General features: G+C 62.0%; 12 protein-coding genes and 3 pseudogenes. 9 read left to right on the forward strand and 6 right to left on the reverse strand.

From position 1 onward, the window contains the following. On the forward strand, positions 1 to 1,335 hold the full coding sequence (locus F7R26_RS37555) for a replication initiation protein (protein ID WP_150984878.1): 1,335 nt from the start codon (positions 1 to 3) through the stop codon (positions 1,333 to 1,335). 78 nt (positions 1,336 to 1,413) lie between these two features. Here F7R26_RS37555 and F7R26_RS37560 read toward each other — a convergent pair whose 3' ends face one another. The 4 genes and pseudogenes from F7R26_RS37560 to F7R26_RS37575 form a co-directional block, all read right to left on the reverse strand. Further along, complete coding sequence (locus F7R26_RS37560) at positions 1,414 to 1,746, reverse strand: stability/partitioning determinant (protein WP_150984879.1); 333 nt, start codon at positions 1,744 to 1,746, stop codon at positions 1,414 to 1,416. Then, the gene (locus F7R26_RS37565) at positions 1,746 to 2,453 is read right to left on the reverse strand and encodes a ParA family protein (protein ID WP_150984880.1); all 708 of its coding nucleotides are present in this window, start codon (positions 2,451 to 2,453) and stop codon (positions 1,746 to 1,748) included. Before F7R26_RS37565 ends, F7R26_RS37560 begins: the two co-directional genes overlap by 1 nt. Before the next feature lie 4,771 nt (positions 2,454 to 7,224). Further along, positions 7,225 to 8,394, reverse strand: a pseudogene (locus F7R26_RS37570) (gamma-glutamyltransferase family protein); the annotation flags it as partial. Positions 8,395 to 8,405: 11 nt separating this feature from the next. Beyond that, a pseudogene (locus F7R26_RS37575) lies at positions 8,406 to 9,299 on the reverse strand (carboxylesterase family protein); the annotation flags it as partial. A 333-nt stretch (positions 9,300 to 9,632) separates the two neighbouring features. Here F7R26_RS37575 and F7R26_RS37580 point away from each other — a divergent pair. From F7R26_RS37580 to F7R26_RS37610, 7 genes are all read left to right on the forward strand, one after another. Then, complete coding sequence (locus F7R26_RS37580; protein WP_150984881.1) at positions 9,633 to 11,786, forward strand: hydantoinase/oxoprolinase family protein; 2,154 nt, start codon at positions 9,633 to 9,635, stop codon at positions 11,784 to 11,786. Continuing rightward, complete coding sequence (locus F7R26_RS37585) at positions 11,783 to 13,504, forward strand: hydantoinase B/oxoprolinase family protein (protein ID WP_241754836.1); 1,722 nt, start codon at positions 11,783 to 11,785, stop codon at positions 13,502 to 13,504. The genes F7R26_RS37580 and F7R26_RS37585 overlap by 4 nt, the downstream gene beginning before the upstream one ends. A 101-nt stretch (positions 13,505 to 13,605) precedes the next feature. Beyond that, entirely contained in the window at positions 13,606 to 15,231 is a 1,626-nt protein-coding gene (locus F7R26_RS37590; protein WP_150984882.1) for an ABC transporter substrate-binding protein, read from the forward strand. Between the two features lie 23 nt (positions 15,232 to 15,254). Next, positions 15,255 to 16,241: an ABC transporter permease gene (locus F7R26_RS37595; RefSeq protein ID WP_150984883.1), complete on the forward strand. Its 987-nt coding sequence runs from the start codon at positions 15,255 to 15,257 to the stop codon at positions 16,239 to 16,241. A gap of 161 nt (positions 16,242 to 16,402) precedes the next feature. Further along, positions 16,403 to 17,233: an ABC transporter permease gene (locus F7R26_RS37600; RefSeq protein WP_241754855.1), complete on the forward strand. Its 831-nt coding sequence runs from the start codon at positions 16,403 to 16,405 to the stop codon at positions 17,231 to 17,233. A 77-nt stretch (positions 17,234 to 17,310) separates the two neighbouring features. After that, entirely contained in the window at positions 17,311 to 18,378 is a 1,068-nt protein-coding gene (locus F7R26_RS37605) for an ABC transporter ATP-binding protein (RefSeq protein WP_150984885.1), read from the forward strand. Further along, a complete protein-coding gene (locus F7R26_RS37610) occupies positions 18,356 to 19,138 on the forward strand; it encodes an ATP-binding cassette domain-containing protein (RefSeq protein ID WP_150984886.1) in 783 nt (260 codons plus the stop codon). The genes F7R26_RS37605 and F7R26_RS37610 overlap by 23 nt, the downstream gene beginning before the upstream one ends. On the opposite strand, the pseudogene F7R26_RS37615 reads toward F7R26_RS37610, so the two are convergent. Then, positions 19,135 to 19,584, reverse strand: a pseudogene (locus F7R26_RS37615) (tyrosine-type recombinase/integrase); the annotation flags it as partial. The gene F7R26_RS37610 and the pseudogene F7R26_RS37615 overlap by 4 nt on opposite strands. A gap of 208 nt (positions 19,585 to 19,792) precedes the next feature. On the opposite strand from F7R26_RS37615, the gene F7R26_RS37620 reads away from it, so the two are divergent. Further along, positions 19,793 to 20,266, forward strand: a complete 474-nt coding sequence (locus tag F7R26_RS37620; RefSeq protein ID WP_338404737.1) for a substrate-binding domain-containing protein — start codon at positions 19,793 to 19,795, stop codon at positions 20,264 to 20,266. A gap of 266 nt (positions 20,267 to 20,532) precedes the next feature. On the opposite strand, the gene F7R26_RS37625 is transcribed toward F7R26_RS37620, so the two are convergent. Then, positions 20,533 to 20,907 carry a PHA-granule associated protein 4 gene (locus F7R26_RS37625; RefSeq protein ID WP_150984887.1) on the reverse strand — a complete coding sequence of 125 codons (375 nt, stop codon included), beginning with the start codon at positions 20,905 to 20,907 and terminating at the stop codon, positions 20,533 to 20,535. Positions 20,908 to 21,046: the final 139 nt, after the last annotated feature.

Raw genomic sequence — 21,046 nt, forward strand, 5'->3', positions numbered from 1 at the left:
ATGGCTGACGTCCCACGTAATCTCCAGGAACAACTGGGCTTCGACATTTTCAACGCAGTGCGTGGGGAAATGGGTGCGGCAACGCCGATCACTGAGTCGAGCCGCGAGATAGGCTATCGGAAAACGAACGTATTGATCGACGTTTCCCCGCTGACGCTCCTCGCCCGCCGTGCTATCAATGCACTCTGGTTGACCGTCTCCGAGAATCCCGACCTATCACACTACGATATTGAACTGGGCTATTTCAAATGGCTTGCCAAGTTCGAGACATCCAACAACCTAGCCCACCTAAAGAAGGCATTGCGCGAATGCCAAAGTGCGTCGGTGCAGGTCTCTGTCGATGATACCGATGGTGATCCGCAGTGGGCCTCCGTGCCACTGCTCGGATCTGTTGGTATCTCCGGCGGCCGAGTGGTGTTCAAGGTCGACGAGATGATCCGGCGGCAACTCAAGGATCCACAGCGGTACACCTATCTGTCGTTGCGCATGTCGGCTGCATTGAGCAACTATGCCTACATTCTGTACGAGAGGTTGAGCTCGCTCCGCTTCATGGGGACGACTGAATGGATTCCGCTTGATGTGGTCCGAAAATGGGTCAATGCTGACTCGGTTAAGTCGCTTACCGAGTACAAGCAGTTCAAGCGTCTCGTGCTTGATAAAAGCACGGAACAGATCAACGAATTGACCGACCTGTATGTTGAATTCGAGACGAAGACCACGCCTGGATCGCGTCGCGTAGCGGCTCTGCGCTTCAAGCTGCGCGATAACGCAAAGGGCAAGCTGGTCCTGGACTTCGCTCATCCTCACGAGCTGAAGGATCTCTATGAGACCCTGGTTAAGGGTTTCGGCCTTAGCAAGCGGCAACTCAACGAAATCATTGGCAACCGCGAAGTGAATACGGACGAACGTATTCGTAAGGCTATCGAGTTGGTGAAGCATCGTGTGCGCGTCGGCGGAGTGAAGTCTCCCGGCGCTTACCTAATGCGAGCGATCAAGGAAGGCTGGGAGCTTAGCGAAATCGAACGAGAGATTGCTGCTGGTAAAAAGGTCGAACCCGGTCAGCCAATCCAGATCGCCCCTGCCGAACTCGAGTTCGCCAGCTCACTTGAGCGGGACGTTGATGCAGGCCTGGCGGCATTTCAGGCATTGGACAAGGCGGCACGAGACGAGGTACTCGCCTCGTTATATCGCGAGACCACCTTCAAGATGGCCACACGGCGCGCAAAGATTAAGTCGGAGCCAGATGAGGCAGCCATCCTTGGGCGGAAGGCCCTGAAGACGGAATTGGGCCTTTTCATGAGCAGAACCCGAGCACAACCTGTAGTGCCACAGTGATTGCGGCACTCTCACCAAAAAGGGGGCTAGCCCCTTTTTTTAATGGTGCGAGATTAGCTGATAGCTACCAGATAGCGGTCAGCGCTTATATTTTTCTTCCATCGCTTCCACGGCGCGCTCGAGCAACGCACCGGACGGGATATTCAGTGCTTCGGCCAGAGCATTGAAGCGCGCAATCGTATCGGGGGTTGCCTTGATATTGATCTGCTGATTACGACCAGTTGTGAATCGACGCTGGCGTCGCGGAGGCGCGGTGGTCGCCGCCGTCTCCAGTTTGCGGGCATCGCGACTCACGAAGCCGTTCTCCTTGGCGACTTGCTCAATGGCCTGCCGATCGGGCCGTGGCTTGTCTTCTCGCGGACGCGGCTCAAAGTCATCAAGTGCGGCGTCAAGTGGATTCGCTCTGCTCATTATGCAGTCTCCTTCTTCTCTTCCATATGGCCCTTGCGCAGGAACTGAAGGACCTCACCTGCGAACAATTCCGCGTTCTCAATTGCCTTGTCGACATTTGACACTTCGGAGCGGCTAAGCCCCGAGAGCGACTGTCGGTAGGCGAACATTGCCTTGAAAGCTGCACGTTCATTCAGCTCTGTCTTGAACACGGGAATACCTGCATTGGCAAAGGAGCGCCGGATGTGTGTCGTTTCTCGACTCTGGATTGCTACGGATGTTCTCGTGAACAGGACAGCATAGGGAAGCTTGTAGTCGGGCTTGTGTTTTTGGATGCCTCTCTCATGCGCACGGATGAGGCGGAACGCTCTGCCAGCCTGCTCCGCGTCCAGTTGCGACCCTTGCGTAGGCACTACAACAAAGTCTGCTTCGCTGATCGCGTGCGCGACGATGGTCGCGGCGGTTCCTTCCAAGTCGACGATCACGAATGCGGACTCTTTCGCCGCAGCATCAATCCTGTCGGCAATGTCCTCCTCAGTGACATCCGAGATCACAGCCATAGACTTTGGAGCCGCACCCTCAGCAGCCCAGGTCTTCACGGGGTGATTCGGGTCGGCATCAATGAAGGTGACGCTCTTGCCGCGCTCTGCGATTTGGGTGGCCAAGACTAGGGATGATGTCGTTTTCCCTGCTCCGCCCTTCGGGCTTACGAACACGATTGTCGGCATCGAGTTTCCTTTTGCAAGTAGCTATCTGGTTGCTAGCCGGTAGCGTGGCTAACTAGTTGCAGAAGTATAGCGGATAGCTACTAGATATCAATGGCTACCAGGTAGCTACTTTGATATCCGCTTGGTATCTCCTGGTGGCGAGAGTATCGCGATGCCGGGTATCTGACAGATAGCTTGTAGCTATCTGGCTACCAATCGTCGAAGTGCATCTAGGCCAGCTATCAGTTTGCTACCAGCTAACTCGCTAGAACTATAGCTCCCGCTTTCCGGTGGCGATGGCACTCGATAGCGAGTAGATATCGAGCGCCCGTTCGAACCACTTCGAGCCGGCACTCCCGCCGGTAGACGCTTCAGAGGACGCTGGGCCTGGCAGTAATTGGCGACGTCGCTCCTGCCGTACATTCTGGGATTTGCCTGCGGACCAAGACGATGTTGGTTCCCCGGATTCACCCAGCATCGGCACCCCGACGCAATAGTCGGCGGCGTAATCTATCTGGTAGCTATCAGATATCTATTGATGCAATATGCAGCGAGTACCGGATAGCAATGACTATTAGCGTAATGCACTAGCCGAGATCATACTGGGTAGCTAATTGGTATCCGGCTACCTGATGAATATCTAAAAGATATCCTTGACTGGGCACAACGACGAGTACCGCGGGATTCCTCCGGTGTCGAAACAGCCAGTGTAGCTACTTGGTAGCTACCAATAAATCCCCCTCGCCATGCCGCGGGATCGTAGACTTCCAAATCTCTGCAGCGACAGAGTGGAACACCGATTCAAGCTAGCTAGTAGCTAGCCAATAGCTTTTGGTGCGCGATGCCGCGCTGTTCGATTGCTACCTGGCAGCAATGGCTACCAGGTAGCTACTAGCGCAACAAAATGGTCGAAATAGTACCAACATGGCAACTGGGACCAAGATACCTGATAGATACCTATGAGCTATCGTTTAGTGGGCACAACGACGAGCACAGTAGAATTCCTCCGGTGCCGAACAGCCAGTGCAGCTACTTGGTAGCTACCAATAGATCCGACTCGCCATGCCGCGGGGTCGTAGACTTCCAAATCTCTCCAACGACAAAGTGGAACATCGATTCAAGCTAGCTGGTAGCTAACCAATAGCTTCTGGTGCGAGATGCCGCGCTGTTCGATTGCTACCTGGCAGCAATAGCTACCAGGTAGCTTCGACCGTTTCGTTGCGCTGGCAACTGGGATCAAGATAATCAAGATATCTGATAGATACCTATGAGCTATCGTTTAGTGGACACAACGACGAGCACCGCAGGATTCCTCCGGTGCCGAATAGCCAGTGCAGCTACTTGGTAGCTACCAATAGATCCGACTCGCCATGCCGCGGGGTCGTAGACTTCCAAATCTCTACAACGACAGAGTGGAACATCGATTCAAGCTAGCTGGTAGCTAACCAATAGCTTCTGGTGCGAGATGCCGCGCTGTTCGATTGCTACCTGGCAGCAATGGCTACCAGGTAGCTACTAGCGCAACAAAATGGTCGAAATAGTACCAACATGGCAACTGGGATCAAGATACCTGATAGATACCTATGAGCTATCGTTTAGTGGGCACAACGACGAGCACAGTAGAATTCCTCCGGTGCCGAACAGCCAGTGCAGCTACTTGGTAGCTACCAATAAATCCGACTCGCCATGACGCGGGGTCGTAGACTTCCAAATCTCTGCAGCGGCAGAGTGGAACATCGATTCAAGCTAGCTGGTAGCTAACCAATAGCTTCTGGTGCGAGATGCCGCGCTGTTCGATTGCTACCTGGCAGCAATGGCTACCAGGTAGCTACTAGCGCAACAAAATGGTCGAAATAGTACCGACCTAGCAACTGGAATCAAGATAGCTGATAGATACCTATAAGATATCCTTGAGTGGGCGTAACGACGAGCACAGCGGGATTCCTCCGGTCCTGGAACAGCCAGCGCAGCTACTTGGTAGCTACCAATAAATCCGACTCGCCATGCCGCGGGATCGTAGACTTCCAAATCTCTACAGCAAGAGAGTGGAACATCGATACAAGCTAGCTGGTAGCTAACCAATAGCTTCTAGTGCGAGATGCCGCGATGCTCCATTGCCACTGGGCACTAGGTAGCTACTAGCGTAACGAATGATCGAGATAGACCTTCAGGGTGATTGGTATAAAGCTACTTGATAGATAGCTAAAAGATATCTTTGGATATACACAACGACGAGCACAGCAGGATTCCCCCGGTGCCGAAACAGCGCACCGACTGTCGATGGGATAGCTAGTAGCTACCATTGTGACAGCAACCAATGCTGCTACCTAGTAGCTACCAATAAACCAAGCTCGCTTCGGCGCGGGATTGTGGTCACTCCAAATCCCTGTAGCAGTAAGTTGGAATATCTATATAAGTTAGCTGGTAGCTAGCTATTAGCTAACTGGACCAGTCGGCGTAATACCGGCCGGTCTGGGGATGCCTTAAAGATACCTGATAGGTATCTTTAAATGGGCGCCTCGGCGAGCAACGCTGGAAATTGCCGATGCTAAAACGACGGAACGGTCCGTCGATAGGATAGCTAGTGGCTACCACGGCAGCAATTGCTAATGCTGCTACCTGGTAGCTATCAATAAATCCGACGCGCTATGGCGTGGGATCGTAGACCACCTAGTCTCTGTATTCGAACACTTGCCCTAATGAGAGGGCGGCCGAAGTACATCTCGGTCGGCTATCAGATAGCTATCAGCTAATCGCATTGGAGCGCGTTCCCGTTGCGGGGGAGGAGATATTGTTGGATAGCTACCAGATATCTGGGGATGTGCATTACCAGCTGATACCCCACCGCGGTCCAGGGGGAAGTGCGTGGACGTTCGAGTTAGAAGTAGTAGTACTAGTTACTTATCTATCCGTCGGTAGTAGCCACTAGTTGATCTCGGATTCAGGGAGCGTCCGCCTCCGTTGGCTACCAGATAGCTATCCTTGTGGTTAAGAAAAGTAGCTCGCGTCCTTCCCGCTAGTTGGCAGGGGCATTTGTTCCCTAGTGCAACGGAGCGCCCCAACGAAAAAATGCGCAACCGAAGTACTAGATAGCTACTAGATAGCTACTAGATAGCTACTAGAGAGCTTGGCACCGGAATCTGATGAGTGGCCCTAGTGAGACCTCCATGCGGGACAACGTGTGCCTCATAAGTGCACCTTTCGGGGCGGTATTGAAATAGGCCTCGCTGGCGCGATAGCGGTCATAGCTTGTCAAATATGGGCGCCGGGGAGGGCTGTCCTTTAGACAAAGCCCCGGCATGCAGCCGTCGGCTGAGTGCGTTGGGAGACCCACCATCAGCAGCAACCACTTGGAAAGTTGATTCATCGAGAATTACAATTTATTGGCTATATGATAGCTAAAAGCTATTAATTCTATCGAGTCCACATATCGGGTCGCTGCAAATGTTGCTGCGATTGGCTCGCAGGTCCAGTCCACACGGAAGCACCATGTGTCCCTGCGGCGAGGCAATTTCCAACAGACAGATCGCCATTCGTGATCGCTGGCGAAGAAGCCTTGCCGAGCGCCCCTTCTGGCGGTTCGACGTCTGGCGACAATCTGAAGAGACCGAGGTCCCCCCACGTAGCCGAATCAAGCAAGGGGAGTGGCAGATCAACACGCAACCAGAGGTCCCGCGGAGCCGGCGTCTGGAGGTACACCCCGCGGCGCTAGGGGGCGCTCGACGCAAGTCCGCTGACACTGTTCCACGGGTGTAAGTCTTTGATTTTTAATATTTAATATCTAGTGCGCCAATCATCCACTCAAAAATGACGAGCGAAATGCTATGCCGATAATTATACGTCTTGCCCGGGAATTCCATTGCGATAACGGAGTCGCACTGAATACGGAGGCGTAGGGAGACGTGCCTGGCCAGTGACCTGAGCCGCCATCCGGAAGGCACAGGCGGCAGCTTCACGGCATTCCACTATCCTGACCCGTGCGCTACCGGACTACGACTCGAGCAGTCATCGGCGGCGCTATGGAACGGGTGACCGCGACGCGCTCATATTTTCTTCGCAATTGCGAGCGGCTGACTCGGCTACTACTGCGCCGATTATGGGCGAGCCTGCCGCGTCGCCAACGGCGGTGGATCCGCAGCACTACCCGGGTCTTCGATCCAGACCTGCCGATCATCAAGATGGCAAGAGCGCAGGCGAATGCTGCTGCCTGGACGCTTGCGGCGATGCATTGGTGCGGCTGCCGCCATCCCGAGGCCCTCTGGCGTCAGCCCCTGCATCCACCGACAGGGCTTGTATGCGGGCTGAGCGGCTTTGATGTGCTCCAGCAGAGCCAGCACCCGCGGGACTTTATGACAAAGCTAGCGGAAAGGATAGGGTGTGTCGAACAGCAAAGCCGCAAGCTTGTAAGGGCAAGGCGAGCCCGAAAGCGAGTCATCGCGTTGCTGCCCGCAATGCTGCTGTGATGGTCGGAGCGGGATACAGAATCCACCGATCCACGGGATGGTCGCGACCTTACTACGCAACAGTCGTCTTTACTACACTTCACGGCTAGGGTCGCAATCAAATCAAGTGGCAATCCAGGTGATCGCGTCCGTGCCACCCTTGCCGTGCAGGGCCTACCCGTCGATCAGGCGGCCCGTAGCTGTAGTGTGTCAGCCGGGCTGCTATCGAAGCTTGAAAGCGGGAAGAGCGTGAATTTTGACTCTGTCCTTCGAGCACTCGAAGGGTTGGGGATTGCGCGGGGAGAAACGACATAACGAGGACGGGGCGCTACCATGCGTCTAGCGCCGGGTCAGGGTACAGCCGTCTCCAGCGCGACCCCGTCGCGCCCCGGATCCGCACCGCCGTCGAGTTCTCCGTTCGCCAGCCGGATCGCGTGGACCCAGGCGATCGTGTAGTTGTACGGATTGCGGATCACCTCGTAGCCTTGCGCCTCCTGCTCTGCGGTAAGGTAATGCGGGATCCGGTTGCATACGTCGATGGTATTGCTGGTCGAGGAAAAGCGGGGCGCCGACACTGCCGGCTGCATCGCCATGCCGAAATCCACGACGTTCAGGATGGCCTGCAGCACACCCATGGCAATCTGGGTACCCCCCGGGGCGCCGAGGACGATCTCCCGCTTGCCGTCCCGAAACACAATCGAAGGACATGACGACGTGAAGCGCCGCTTGCCGGGGGCAATGCTGCCCGCGCGGCCCGGGCGCGGGTCGAACACGCCCATGCAGCCGTTGTGCAGGAACCCGAGTCCCGGCGTGATGACACCCGATGGCATCGCCAGCGAGTGGGTCAGCGAAATGCAGTTGCCGGCGCCGTCTACCACCGACAGGTGCGTAGTGTCGCGCGGCACCACGTGGCCGGGATTGATGCGGGGAATGTCGATTTTGTCGCCGGCACGGATGCGTTCGGCAAGCTCGCGCGCATAGCCTTTGTCGAGCAGCCGGGCGAGCGGCACCTCGACAAATGCCGGATCGCCGACGTGGAGGTCCTTGTCGCGCGTCGCGCCCTTCATGGCCTCGCAGACGACGCGCAGGTATTCCGGTGTGTTGTGGCCGATCTGCGCAAGGTCGAACTGCTCGAGGATGTTAAGCATTTCGACCAGCATCACGCCGCCGCCCGGCGGCTGGTTGGTGGTGATCGTGCGGTCGCGATAGGTGCCGGTCAGCGGCGCCGTCCGTTCGATGCGGTATGCCGCCAAGTCCTCGCGCGACAGCAGGGCACCGTTCGCTTCCATGTCGACGACGATCCGATTGGCGATATCGTGCAGGTAGAACGCGTCCGCCCCCTCGCGCGCGATCTGCTCGAGCGTGTTCGCGAAATCCGGATTGTGCAGCGGCGTGCCGATCGTCTTCGGCGATCCGTCCTCGCGACAGTAGAGGCGCCGGCCGTCCTCGCTGTACGCCAGGCGTTCCAGATTGCTGGCACGGCCAAGCGTGGCCACGTCGATCCAGAACGCACGATGGCCCGCTGGATGTAGCCGCGCGCGGCGGGCAGCCCCAGCAGCGCCGTGACCTTGGCCGCCCCGCCCGACTGGCCGAACACCGTGATGTTGGCCGGGTCGCCACCGAACGACTCGACATTGGCCTTGATCCACTTCAACGCGGCAAGCTGGTCGAGCGTGCCGAGGTTTCCGGATTCGGCGGACAACTGTTCGGGATGCTCGCCAGTGAACAGCCCGCCCAACACGTTGAGGCGATGGTTGACGGACACCACCACCACGTCCTGCGATGTCGCCAGATGGCTGCCATCGAAGCCCGCCGACGTGCCGGCTCCGATGGCGAATGCCCCGCCGTGCAGCCACACCAGCACGGGGCGGCGCTGATTGTCTCGCAGCGCGGGCGTGAACACCGACAACGACAGGCAGTCCTCGTTCGCCGGAATGCCCGACCAGTACCAGGCGAACTCGACCGGGCTGCCGCCTTGCGGCTGCGGCGCCGAAGCACCGCCTTCCAGGGCATCGCGAACGCCTGCCCACGGTTGCCGCGCGACGGGCGGGCGGAAGCGGTTGTCGCCAGTCGTTGTCGCCGCATAGGGCACGCCCTTGAAGACGAACGCGCCGCGCGCACGCGTGCCGCGCAGGCGGCCCGATGTGGTATCGACGACCGGCTCGGCGGTGCCCGATACCGTGGAGCATGCCGACAGCGCTCCTAGTGTGGCAAGGCTGGCCCCGGCGCGCGCGGTGTTGAGAAGGAAGATGCGCCGGGAGGTGCATCGGGGAGTGCGAGAAGCGGTACGAGAAGCATTGGGAGAGAAGGGCGGGACGGCGAGAGTCAAGGTGGTTTCTAGTGAGCGCCATGGCGGGCAGGCCGGCTTGCGCGGACCCGGCACGGCAATAGGCGATGATCCTAGCCGCGCCGCAATGCACTGCATACGAAGGTTCGCTCATATGGGTATTTGCCGACGTGTGAAGGCCCGGCCCGGGCGCAACATAGTCTCGCGCGCGCGTTGGCGCAAGGATGGATTACGCCTATCCATAGCCATTGCCACAACATAAGCAAACGCGAAATCCTTCGTTCCGATGTGCCGCCGCGGCGGACTATGCTGCGCGCTGGCTTTCAGTGAAGTCCGGCGCTTGCTCCCTGCCTTCAGGCAGGGGAGATGTATCTATCCAGGGAAGTTCCCAATGGTCGTCGTTTGTCGAGTGCGCAGCGGCTCCCCGCCGCGAGGGCTGAATCCAGATGTTCCCACTCCACGAACAACAGCATGCCTGCAGACAACCAGAATTCACATCAGGCGAGCGTGCGGCTCGCTGTCGACGTTGGCGGCACCTTTACGGATACCGTCCTGCTGGCCGGCACGCGCCGCTACACCAGCAAAGTCCTGACAACGCCGGCCGCGCCCGAGAACGGCGTGATCCACGGCGTCCAGGACCTCCTGGCCAGTGCCGGGCTCTCACTGGCTCAAGTCGACCTCTTTATCCTCGGCACCACCCTTGCCACCAATGCGCTGATCGAACGCAAGGGCGCGCGTACTGCGCTGATCACCACGGCGGGATTCCGCGATCTGGTCGAGATAGGGTGGGAGGATCGTTTCGCGCAGTACGACATCTTCCTCGACAAGCCAGCACCGCTGGTGCCGCGCTACCTGCGCTTTGGCGTACCGGAGCGCGTCGACGGCCGCGGCAACACGCTGCTGTCCCTCGACGAGGAGGCCGTGGCCGCGCTGGTGCCGCAGTTCGAGGCGCAGGGCGTGGAAAGCGTGGCCGTCACCTTCCTGCACAGCTATGTGAATCCCGCGCACGAGCAGCGGGTGCGCGCCATCCTGGGCGAGCTGGCACCGCATCTGTGGGTCTCGCTGTCTTCCGACGTGTGCCCGGAGATCCGGGAGTACGAACGTTTGTCCACCACCAGCGCCAATGCCTACGTCCAGCCGCTGGTGGCGGGCTATCTCGGACGCCTGCGCGAGCGCGTGGCGGCGTTGGGCCTGCGCAGTCCGCTCTTCCTGATGACATCGGGCGGCGCCATTACCAATATCGAAGCGGGCATCGCGCAGCCGGTGCGGCTGGTCGAATCCGGTCCCGCCGGGGGCGCCATCTTGTCGCGCCGGGTGGCGGAGCAGGGTGGGATCGGGCGCGCGCTGTCCTTCGACATGGGTGGCACGACCGCCAAGATCTGCTTTATCGACGACTACCAGCCGCAGATCTCGCGTAGTTTCGAATTCGGCCGCATGCACCGGCATCTCAAGGGATCGGGCTTGCCGATCCGCATCCCGGTGATCGAGATGGTGGAGATCGGCGCGGGTGGCGGATCGATCGCCCGCATCGATGCGCTGGGCCGCGTGCAGGTTGGCCCGGACAGTGCCGGTTCCGAGCCCGGCCCGGCCAGCTATGGCCTGGGCGGCAGCGCCGCCACGGTGACCGACGCCAACTGCGTGCTGGGCCTGCTGGATCCGCAGCGCTTTGCCGTGGGCAAGGTGGCGCTGCAGCCGGAGCTCGCGCGTGTTGCGCTTGGCACCGATATCGCGCATGGACTGGGTACGACACCGGAGTTCGCCGCGCTGGCGGTGACAGAGATCGTGACGGAGAACATGGCGAACGCTGCCCGCGTCCATGCCACCGAGCTCGGCAAGACGGTGGAGGACTACACCCTGATCGCGTTTGGCGGCGCCGCGCCGTTGCATGCGGCGGCACTGGCCAGGCGGCTCGGCATCCAGCGCGTGATCGTTCCCCAGTCTGCCGGGGTAGGGTCGGCGCTGGGTTTCCTGTGGGCACCGATTGCCTATCAGGCGGTGCGCAGCTTTTATCAACGCCTTGACGCCTTCGACGCAGCGGCAGTCAATGCCGTGCTCGGGCAGTTGGCGGCCAACGCGCGGGATATCGTCAGCCAGGCCGCACCCGGCCAGGCGTTGGGCGAACAGCGCCTGGCGTACATGCGCTATGCAGGCCAGGGGCACGAAATTCCCGTGCCCCTGCATGCACAGGTTCTGCGCGCGGCAGATGCGGCGGCGTTGGGCGAAAGCTTCGAGCGTGCCTATGCCGCCTTGTACGGCCGCACCTTGCCTGGCAACCCGGTCGAGATCATCAGCTGGTCGATCAATGTGAGTACCGCGCAGCCGGCGATTGCACGCGCGGGGCAGAGCGCGGCGGCGGGCGCAGCGGCGGTGGCCGGCGGTGGCCAGCGGATCCTGTTCGACGGCGAGCACGGTGCGGGGCGCGAAGTACCGGTGTACGAACGTGCGGCGTTGTCCGGCGGCTCGCCGATACACGGCCCCGCGCTGGTGGTGGAGGACGAAACCACGACTGTGGTGCCGGCCGGCTTCGCCTTCTCGCTGGATGCGGATGGCCATCTGGTGCTCGCGGTGTCGATACCCGTCCCGGCCCAGGCGGGCCTTACCGATCTTGTGGAGGTGGCGCAATGAGCCCGGCCAATCCCGTAGTTACCCATGCCGCGCTGCGCGGCACCATCCACGCCCAGTTAATGTGGAACCGCCTGCTGTCGGTCGTGGAGGAGCAGGCGCAGACCCTGATCCGCACCGCCTTTGGCACCTCCACGCGCGAAGCCGGGGATCTATCCGCCGGGGTGTTCCTGCCCGATGGCCGCATGATCGCGCAGGCGGTCACCGGCACGCCCGGGCACGTCAACTCGATGGCCGAATCGGTCAAGCACTTCCTGTTGGCCTTTCCCGCCGCAACCATGGCCGAAGGCGATGTCTACCTCACCAACGACCCATGGAAGGGCACCGGCCACCTGTTCGATATGACCATGGTCACGCCGGTGGTGCGCGCGGGGCAGGTGGTGGCGCTGTTCGCCTCGACCCTGCACGTGGTCGATATCGGCGGCATCGGTGCGGGTCCGGATGGCACCCAGGTCTATCACGAAGGCCTGTTCCTGCCGATCCTGAAGCTGTTCGACGCCGGCCAGCCCAACGAAGCCGTGTTCGACATCGTGCGCGCCAACGTGCGCGAGCCGGTGCAGGTGATCGGCGACCTGCATGCGCTGGTCGCCTGCAACGAGATCGGCGGGCGCCGCTTGCGGACCATGATGGATGAGTTCGGACTCGGCGACCTGCATGCGGTGGGCGAGTACATCATTCGCCAGGCGAGCCAGGCCATGACCGCCGCGATCGGCGCGTGGCCCCACGGCACCTGGCACAACAGCATGACCATCGACGGCTATGAAACGCCGATCACCCTGCAAGCCAGCCTGACCATTTCGCCGGACGGCATCGACGTGGACTTCACCGGCTCGTCGCCGGTGGTGGCGCGCGGCATCAATGTGCCCAAGGCTTATACCGACGCCTATACCTCGTTCGGCATCCGTTGCCTGATCGGCGCCGATATTCCCAATAACGCTGGTTCGTTGGCCCCCGTGCGCGTGCATGCGCCCGAGGGTTCGATCCTGAACGCGCCGTTTCCTTGCGCCGTGACCGCGCGCCATATCATCGGCCAGATGCTGCCGGACGTCGTGTTTGGCTGCCTGCGCCAGGCGCGCGCGGGCGTGGTGCCGGCCGAAGGTTCGTCGAGTCTCTGGAATATCCAGCTCTCGGGCGGCCAGCCGCTGGCCGGCGCTGGCGCAGGCGAGCTGCTGCAAGGCCGGCGCTTTGCCATCACCAGTTTCTCCACTGGCGGCACCGGCGCGCGTCCAGGCAAGGACGGGCTGTCCACCACGTCTTTCCCCAGCGGGGTGCGCAATGTGTCGGTGGAAATCCTGGAAACCGTGAGCCCGCTGGTGTTCTGGCGCAAAGAGTACCGTCCGGATTCGGGAGGCGCCGGGCAGCAGCGCGGCGGCCTGGGGCAGGTCATCGAGGTGGCCAACGCCGAAGGTGCGCCCATGGTGCTGGCTGCCGCGTGGGATCGCCTGCTGTTTCCAGCGCGGGGCGCCGATGGTGGCCTGGACGGCGCGCCAGGCCGGGTCTCGCTTGCCTCCGGCCAGGTCCTGAGGGGAAAGGGCCGGCAACTGGTGCCGGGCGGCGAGCGCGTGGTGGTGGAAACGCCAGGCGGCGGCGGCATCGGCGCCCCCGCCGCGCGAGACCCGGAGAAACTGGCGGCGGATCTGCGCAACGGCCTGGTCAGCGCCGCGCAGGCGAGCGCCAGCTATGGCCTGGATGCCGCGCCGGGCAATGCTGCATTGGCATGAAGGATTTGCCTCACCTCCCTACACAGGCTCGCGGCGTTGCCGCCGGCCCGGCGGTGCCCGGCACCGCCATCCATCCGCATATTCATCAGGATTTCCCACTCATGTCTTCAAAGCCTTCGTTGCCCAAACTGCATGAACGCTTGCTGTCCGGTGCGTTGTCGGCAGTGCTGGTTGTCTCGCTTGGCATTGCGGCGCTGCCGATACCGCTCGCGCACGCCGCGCCCGCGCAAGATGGCACGCTCAACCTCTTGCTCAACTACGAGCCGCCCACGCTGGTGTCGCTCGCCAACGTGGCCACGCCCGCACTCAGCGTCAGCGCCAAGGTGACGGAAGGCCTGCTGGAATACAACTACGACCTGACCCCGCGCCCGCAACTGGCCACATCGTGGAGCATCAGCCCGGACGGCAAGCAGTACACCTTCCACCTGCGCAAGGGCGTCAAGTGGCACGACGGCAAGGACTTCAGCTCGGCCGATGTCGCGTTCTCCATCCTGCTGCTCAAGAAGGTCCATCCGCGCGGTAGCAGCACCTTCGCCAACGTGACGGAGGTGAAGACCCCCGATCCCAACACCGCGATCATCGTGCTGTCCAGGCCCGCGCCTTACCTTATCAAGGCGCTGGTGGCCACCGAATCACCGATCGTGCCCAAGCATGTCTACGAGAACACGGACGCCATCGGCAATCCCAACAATAACGCCCCGATCGGCACCGGCCCCTTCCGTTTCAAGGAATGGGTGCGCGGCAGCCACATCGTCTATGAGCGCAACCCGGACTATTGGGACAAGCCCAAGCCCTATGTGGACCGCATCGTGGTGAAGTTCATCCCCGATCCGGCCGCGCGCGCCATTGCCTTCGAGACCGGCGCGGTGGACCTGGGCTACCGCACACCGGTACCGCTGTCCGATCTGGCGCGGCTGAAGAAGGTGCCCAAGCTGATGTTCGAGACGAAGGGCAACAGCTACTCCTTCAATGTGACGCGACTGGAGTTCAATCTCGACAATCCGTACTTCAAGAACCTGAAAGTACGCCAGGCGGTGGCACAGGCCGTCAACCGAGACGTGGTGCTGAACACGGTCTACTACGGCTACGGCACCCGAACCGCATCGCCGATCGCTCCCGGCCTGAGCGCGTTCCACGACAATACTCCCACGCCTTACCCATTCGACACGAAAGCGGCCGACAAGCTGCTGGATGAGGCCGGCTATCCACGCAAAGGCGGCACTCCGCGCTTTCGCGTCACGCTGGATTACAACCCCATCAGCGAGGACAGCAAGCGCCTGGCCGACTACCTGCGCTCGGCGCTGGGCAAGGTTGGCATCGACGTGACCATCCGCTCGCAGGACCTACCGGCCTTCGTCAAGCGCATCTATACCGAGCGCGACTACGATTTCACTGTCAATGGCGCAAGCAACCTGTTCGATCCCACCGTCGGCGTGCAGCGCTTGTATTGGTCCAAGAACTTCAAGAAGGGCGTGCCATTCTCCAACGCGACCCACTACAGCAATCCAGAGGTGGACAAGTTGCTGGAGGACGCCGCTTCCGAGATCGACCCCGCCAGGCGGGTGGCGCAGTTCAAGCAGTTCCAGCAGATCGTCGGCAAGGAGGTGCCTGACCTGAACCTCGTGTCGCCGCAGTTCATCACGATTGCCAACACGCGGGTACATGACCATTCGCTGACCGCCGACGGGGTCGAGTCCAACCTCGCCAACGTCTACCTGGACAAATAGTCCGGCCGACCGGGCGCCACACCATGCCAACCTTGCTACGAATCGGATCGGCGCTGCGGCGCACGCTATGGCGCGCGCTGCCCACCGCCGTGGGCGTGATCGTCTTCAACTTCCTGCTGCTGCAGCTGGTGCCCGGCGATGCCGCCGACGTGCTGGCGGGCGAGTCCGGGTCGGCCACCGAGCAGACCATGGCGTTGATAAGGGCCCGCTTTGGCCTGGACCGGCCGGTGCTGCACCAGTTGCTGGCATACCTGGGCCACCTGGCGCGCTTCGACCTGGGTTTCTCGCCGCGCTACAACATGCCGGTGGCGGACCTGATCCTGGCGCGCCTGCCCAATACGCTGCTGCTGACGGGCGCCGCGCTGTGCGTCGCGCTGGTGCTAGGCGTGGGTTGCGGCGCTGCCATGGCCGCGCGCGTGGGCACCTGGGTGGACCGCGCACTCTCGCTCGCGGCGCTGCTGATGTACTCGGTGCCAGGCTTCTGGATCGGGTTGATGGCGATCGTGCTGTTCTCTGTCCATCTGGGCTGGCTGCCCAGCGAAGGCACCGGCACCATCGGCGCGGAGCTGGGCGGGTGGGCGCGGCTTGGCGACGTGGCCAGCCACCTGGTGCTGCCGGCACTAGCGATGTCCACATTCTTCATCGCCATCTATGCGCGCCTGACGCGCGCTGCCATGCTCGAGGTGCAGCGACAGGACTTCGTGCGCACCGCCGTCGCCAAAGGGCTGCATCCGCTGCGTGTATCCGTGCGCCACGTGCTGCGCAACGCGCTGCTGCCCATCACGACGGTGGCCGGCATGCACTTTGGCGCCTTGTTGGGCGGCACGGTGGTGATCGAGACGGTATTCAGCTGGCCCGGGCTGGGCCGCTTGGCGCTGGAGGCGGTGATGGCGCGGGATTTCAGCGTGCTGCTCGGCGTGCTGTTGCTGTCGTCCTTCCTGGTGGTGCTCGCCAATGTGCTGGTCGACCTGTTGCAAGCATGGCTGGACCCGCGCATCAAGAATGCCTGACGCACGAAGCACGGCATGGCGGGATCGCCGATCAACCGAATCGCAGAGCGCCACACAAGGCGCGTATTGATATGAGCTTCATTTCTTCCTCCGGGCCGGCCGGGGCGGCTGGCACCGCCAACACCAGCTCCGTGGACGTATCGCGGGCGGGCACTGCGCGCATGCGTGCGCTGCGCATTTTCCTGCGCAACCCGGCCGCGCTGGGCGGCGTACTGGTGTTGCTGACGATAGTGTCAATGGCCGCGCTCGCCGGCGTGCTGTTTCCGGGCGATCCGCTCGACATGGTGGGCCAGCCCTTCCTGTGGCCCGGCGCAGATCGCGCCTTCCCGTTCGGCACCGACTCGCTCGGCCGCGATGTACTGGCCGGCATCGTGCACGGGGCGCGCGTGTCACTGCTGGTGGGGCTGGCGGCGGCGTCGCTGAGCCTGTTGATTGGCATGCTGGTGGGCGCCGTGGCAGGCTACTTCGGGCACGCGGCCGATGCTGTGCTGAGCCGGCTGATCGAGCTGGTGCAGACGGTGCCGAGCTTCTTGCTGGTGATCGTGATCGTGGCCATCGGCAGTCCGTCTGTCACTACTATTGCGCTGGCGATTGGGCTGGCCTCCTGGCCCACGGTGGCGCGCCTGGTGCGCGCCGAGTTCCGTACCCTGCGGGAGGCGGATTTCGTGCTCGCCGCACGCAGCGTGGGCTACCGCAGCAGCCGCATCATCGTTGCCGAGATCCTGCCCAATGCGCTGCCACCGGTGATCGTCACCACCTCGGTCATGGTGGCCAGCGCCATCCTGATCGAATCGGCACTCTCATTCCTGGGCATGGGAGATCCCAATGTCGTGAGCTGGGGCAGCATGATCGGCGCCGGCCGCGAGGTGCTACGCAGCGCCTGGTACCTGAGCGCGCTGCCGGGGACCGCCATCATCCTGACCGTGCTGGCGCTGAACCTGGTGGGCGATGCACTCAACGATGCGCTCAACCCTCGCCTGCGGCATGACTGAGATATGACTGAGACCTATGCCAGAAAGGCCGGCCGTGGCCTTGCCGCCGCGCATGCGGCCGCACAAGGGGAGAGTGCATGAGCGCACTGCTGGAAGTCGAGCAACTGGAGATCCGCTTCGGTACCCAGCCCGTGGTGCATGACCTGAGCTTTGCCATCGAAGCCGGGCAGACGCTCGCGCTGGTGGGCGAGTCGGGCTGCGGCAAATCGGCCACCGCGCTGGCGCTGATGCAGCTGTTGCCAGCTCCTGGGCGAATCAGCGGGGGGAGCCTCCGCTTTGCCGGGCAGTCTTTGCTGGGCTTGCCGCCACCGGCGCTGCGCGACCTGAGGGGGCGCGCCATGTCGATGATTTTCCAGGAACCGATGAGTTCGCTCAATCCGGTGATGCCGGTGGGCCACCAGATTGCCGAAGTGCTGCACCGGCACCAGGGCTTGTCGCGCCGCGCCGCGCGCGCGCAGGCCATCGAGCTGCTGGACCTGGTGCGCATTCCCGCCCCGGCGCAGCGCGTGGATACCTATGCGCACAATCTCTCGGGTGGCCAGCGCCAGCGCGTGATGATCGCCATGGCGATCGCCTGCAAGCCGCGGCTGCTGATCGCCGATGAGCCCACCACCGCGCTCGATGTCACCATCCAGGCCGAGGTGCTGGCCCTGCTGGATACGCTGCGGCGCGAACTGTCGATGGCGTTGCTGCTGATCACCCATGATCTCGGCCTGGTGGCGCAATGGGCCGACCGCGTGGTGGTGATGTACGCCGGGCGAAAGATGGAAGAGGCGCAGGCGGGCGAGCTGTTCGCGGCCCCGGCCCACCCATACACGCGCGGCCTGCTCGACGCCTCGCTGCGGCTCGATCAGGGCAGGTTCTATCGCGACACCCGGCTTGCCGAGATTCCCGGCAGCGTGGAGTCCGCGCGACAGGCTGTCGGCTGCCCCTTCGCGCCGCGCTGCGCGCAGGCGCAGGCGCAGTGCCTGGTACGGCCGCCAAGGCCGGAACCGCTGCGCTCAGCGGTATGCGAACATTCCTGCGCGGCGCCGCCGGGCGCAGCGCTGCACCACGTGGCCTGCGGACCCGCTCACCGCAGTGCCGCGCCAGGCCATTCTCAGAGCGAGAAACAGGATTCTCATGCCGTTGTTGTCAGTCATTGATCTGCATACCCGCTACGCCACCCGCGCGGGCGTTACCCATGCGGTAAGGGGCGTGTCCTTTGACATTGCCGCAGGCGAAACCGTGGGGCTGGTAGGCGAGTCGGGCTGCGGAAAATCGACCCTCGGAAAGACGCTGCTGCAACTGGTGCCCGCCACTTCCGGACGGGTGCTGCTCGACGGTGTGGACCTGGGCGCCTTGAAACCGGGGCCGCTGCGTGCATTGCGTCCCCGCGTCCAGATGATCTTCCAGGACGCTTTCGCGTCCCTCAACCCGCGCCGCAGCGTGCGCGACACGCTGGAGACGATACTGCGTGTGCATGGCGTGTCCAGCGCGAGGGAGCGCTTGCGGCAGGTGGCGCTGATGATCGACCGGGTGGGCCTGCCGCTGTCTGCGCTGGGGCGTTATCCCCACGAGTTTTCCGGCGGCCAGCGCCAGCGTATTGGTATCGCGCGCGCCTTGCTGCTGCGGCCCGACCTGGTGGTCTGCGACGAGCCGGTGTCAGCGCTCGATGTGTCGATCCAGGCCCAGATCCTGAACCTGCTGGTTGACTTGAAGCGCGAGTTCGGCCTGGCCTACCTGTTCATTTCACACGATCTCGCCGTGGTGCGCTATCTGGCCGATCGCGTCATGGTGATGCAGGCGGGGCAGATCGTCGAAAACGCGCCGCAGGAGCAGCTCTGGAATTCGCCGGTGCATCCCTACACGCGCGCGCTGATTGCGGCCGAGCCCGCGCCTGCAGGCCGGGCGCGCGTGGCCTAGCCAAGCCGGGCGGGGTTTCGGACCCCACCTGGAGTCGCGCATATCCATATCCGAAACCCTTTCTTGTGGTCGTGCGCGCGATCCAGCAAGATCCCCGCTTGCACCTCGCCCTTCAGGGGGTGCCGATCCTGCGTGGCCTCATGCCGGGCATCGTCTTCCGTATGCAGGTAAGCGTTGGTGGTCGATATGGACGCGTGCCCGAAATTGCCCCTCACGAAGCGCAGGTCCAACTGCTGGTCGGTCATGTGCGACCCCGCGATATGGCGCAGCCAGTGAGCCGACGCGTTGGCCTGCACCGCGGCACGGCTTTCCCACTCGGAGCCGCGTGAGCACAAGCGCTCGGCGGCCATCCCGAACACTTCCTTCAGCACCAGATGCAGCGCGCCGCGTGTCAAGGGCTTTTCCTTGCCGATGATCGGCAGCACAATGGGACGTGCCTTCGTTGGCTATCTCGGTGAATGGCAAATGCCGCTGCGGACCTGCAGCAGTCGGCTTGGCAACGTCCTGGTCTGATTGGGCGATGCCGCATCGGAATGGGAGAACTGAGCGGGCTGACTTGGTTGCCAAAGCTTGTGCGTGAGGTGTCGTCACTCCATCCGGGTCTGCTTTTGGAGCCTCACGTGGATATCGGGCAGGTGTTGGAGCAGCGCCTCCATGACGGGAGGACCGTCCACCCGCAGCAGCTTGGCGGCCGAGCGAATCGGCCAGGTCGACTTCGCGTGGGTCGCAAGTCAGTCGTTCCTCGAGTTGGCCGGTACTGACGACCCACGGGTGCTTATGGGCGAACAGACGCTGCTGACACTCCCGGTCGGTGCGGGCGGGACTCGGGTGCTCGACCAATGGCTGGCCCGCCGAGGGGTGATGGTCGGCCGACGCCTGATGTGCAACAGCTGGGGGGCCGTCGTTGGTATGGTGGTGGAAGGGCTTGGCTTCGGATTCATGCCCAGACTGTGGGCTGACTCGCTCGTCGAACGCGGCGCGCTGCGAATCTTGCCGGATAGCGACGCACTGGAGCCACTTCACTATGCTGTGCAATGGCGCCGCGATGACACCCGACCGTTGATTCTGGCGATGCGGGAGGTTGTTCGTGGCGTAATCAATTTCCAGGCTCCGCGCTGCTTCGTCTAGGTCCGTCGGTCGACCACAAGCGCATCGGATGTCGCCGGCGCAGAAGGCTGCATGGATCTTTCAGAGTCCCGGTACCTTCGCATCGCTCGATGTCTGGACTAGTTCATCTGACTGAGCATGTGGGCACGGCGGGTGACTGTACATGGCGAGCATACCTTGATCACCAGAATGCATAATCGACAGGACTCCTACTCAGATCCTAAACTGGTTGTCCTTGTTGGCGATGCGATGGTGTATGAGGGCTAGCGGGACCGGAAGAAACGTGCTTACTCTCCCCATACCGCATCCACTTCCCGCATCAAGCGCCCGGCGAGAATATAGTCCCCCAGCTTTGATGCCTTTGCCTCCAGATTCTCCAACTCAGTTGCCGGTAGTTCACTCAACTCAAACTGGCAATAGAGGTTTCGTTGCCTGAAGGTCGCTTTTGCCCGCATCAGTCCGGCGACCAATGCCGTCGGCGACTTGACTGCGATGTTCTCTTGCCCGCGATACTCCACGCGTATCCCTGCCTTCTGGCCGAGCCGACCAAGTTCAATGGCGTCTTGCCAGCCAGTCTCATAGTCTAGTTCCACCACCGTCACACCTTCTGTCCCGAGGAGTCTTAGTGCCTCCCCTTTGGTGCCAGCTCGAGCTGTCGCCATTCACTTCTCCACTCACATTCTCGGCGCACAGTCCCTGCGCCCTCGACGGTATTGTAGCCGTCGGGGGCGCGTCGAGCCCGACGGCCCTCCCGGCGCTTGATAGGTGCGGGCACTGCAGAATGCGGGCGCGGACTTGGTG

The sequence above is a fragment of the Cupriavidus basilensis genome (assembly GCF_008801925.2).
Taxonomy (GTDB): domain Bacteria; phylum Pseudomonadota; class Gammaproteobacteria; order Burkholderiales; family Burkholderiaceae; genus Cupriavidus; species Cupriavidus basilensis.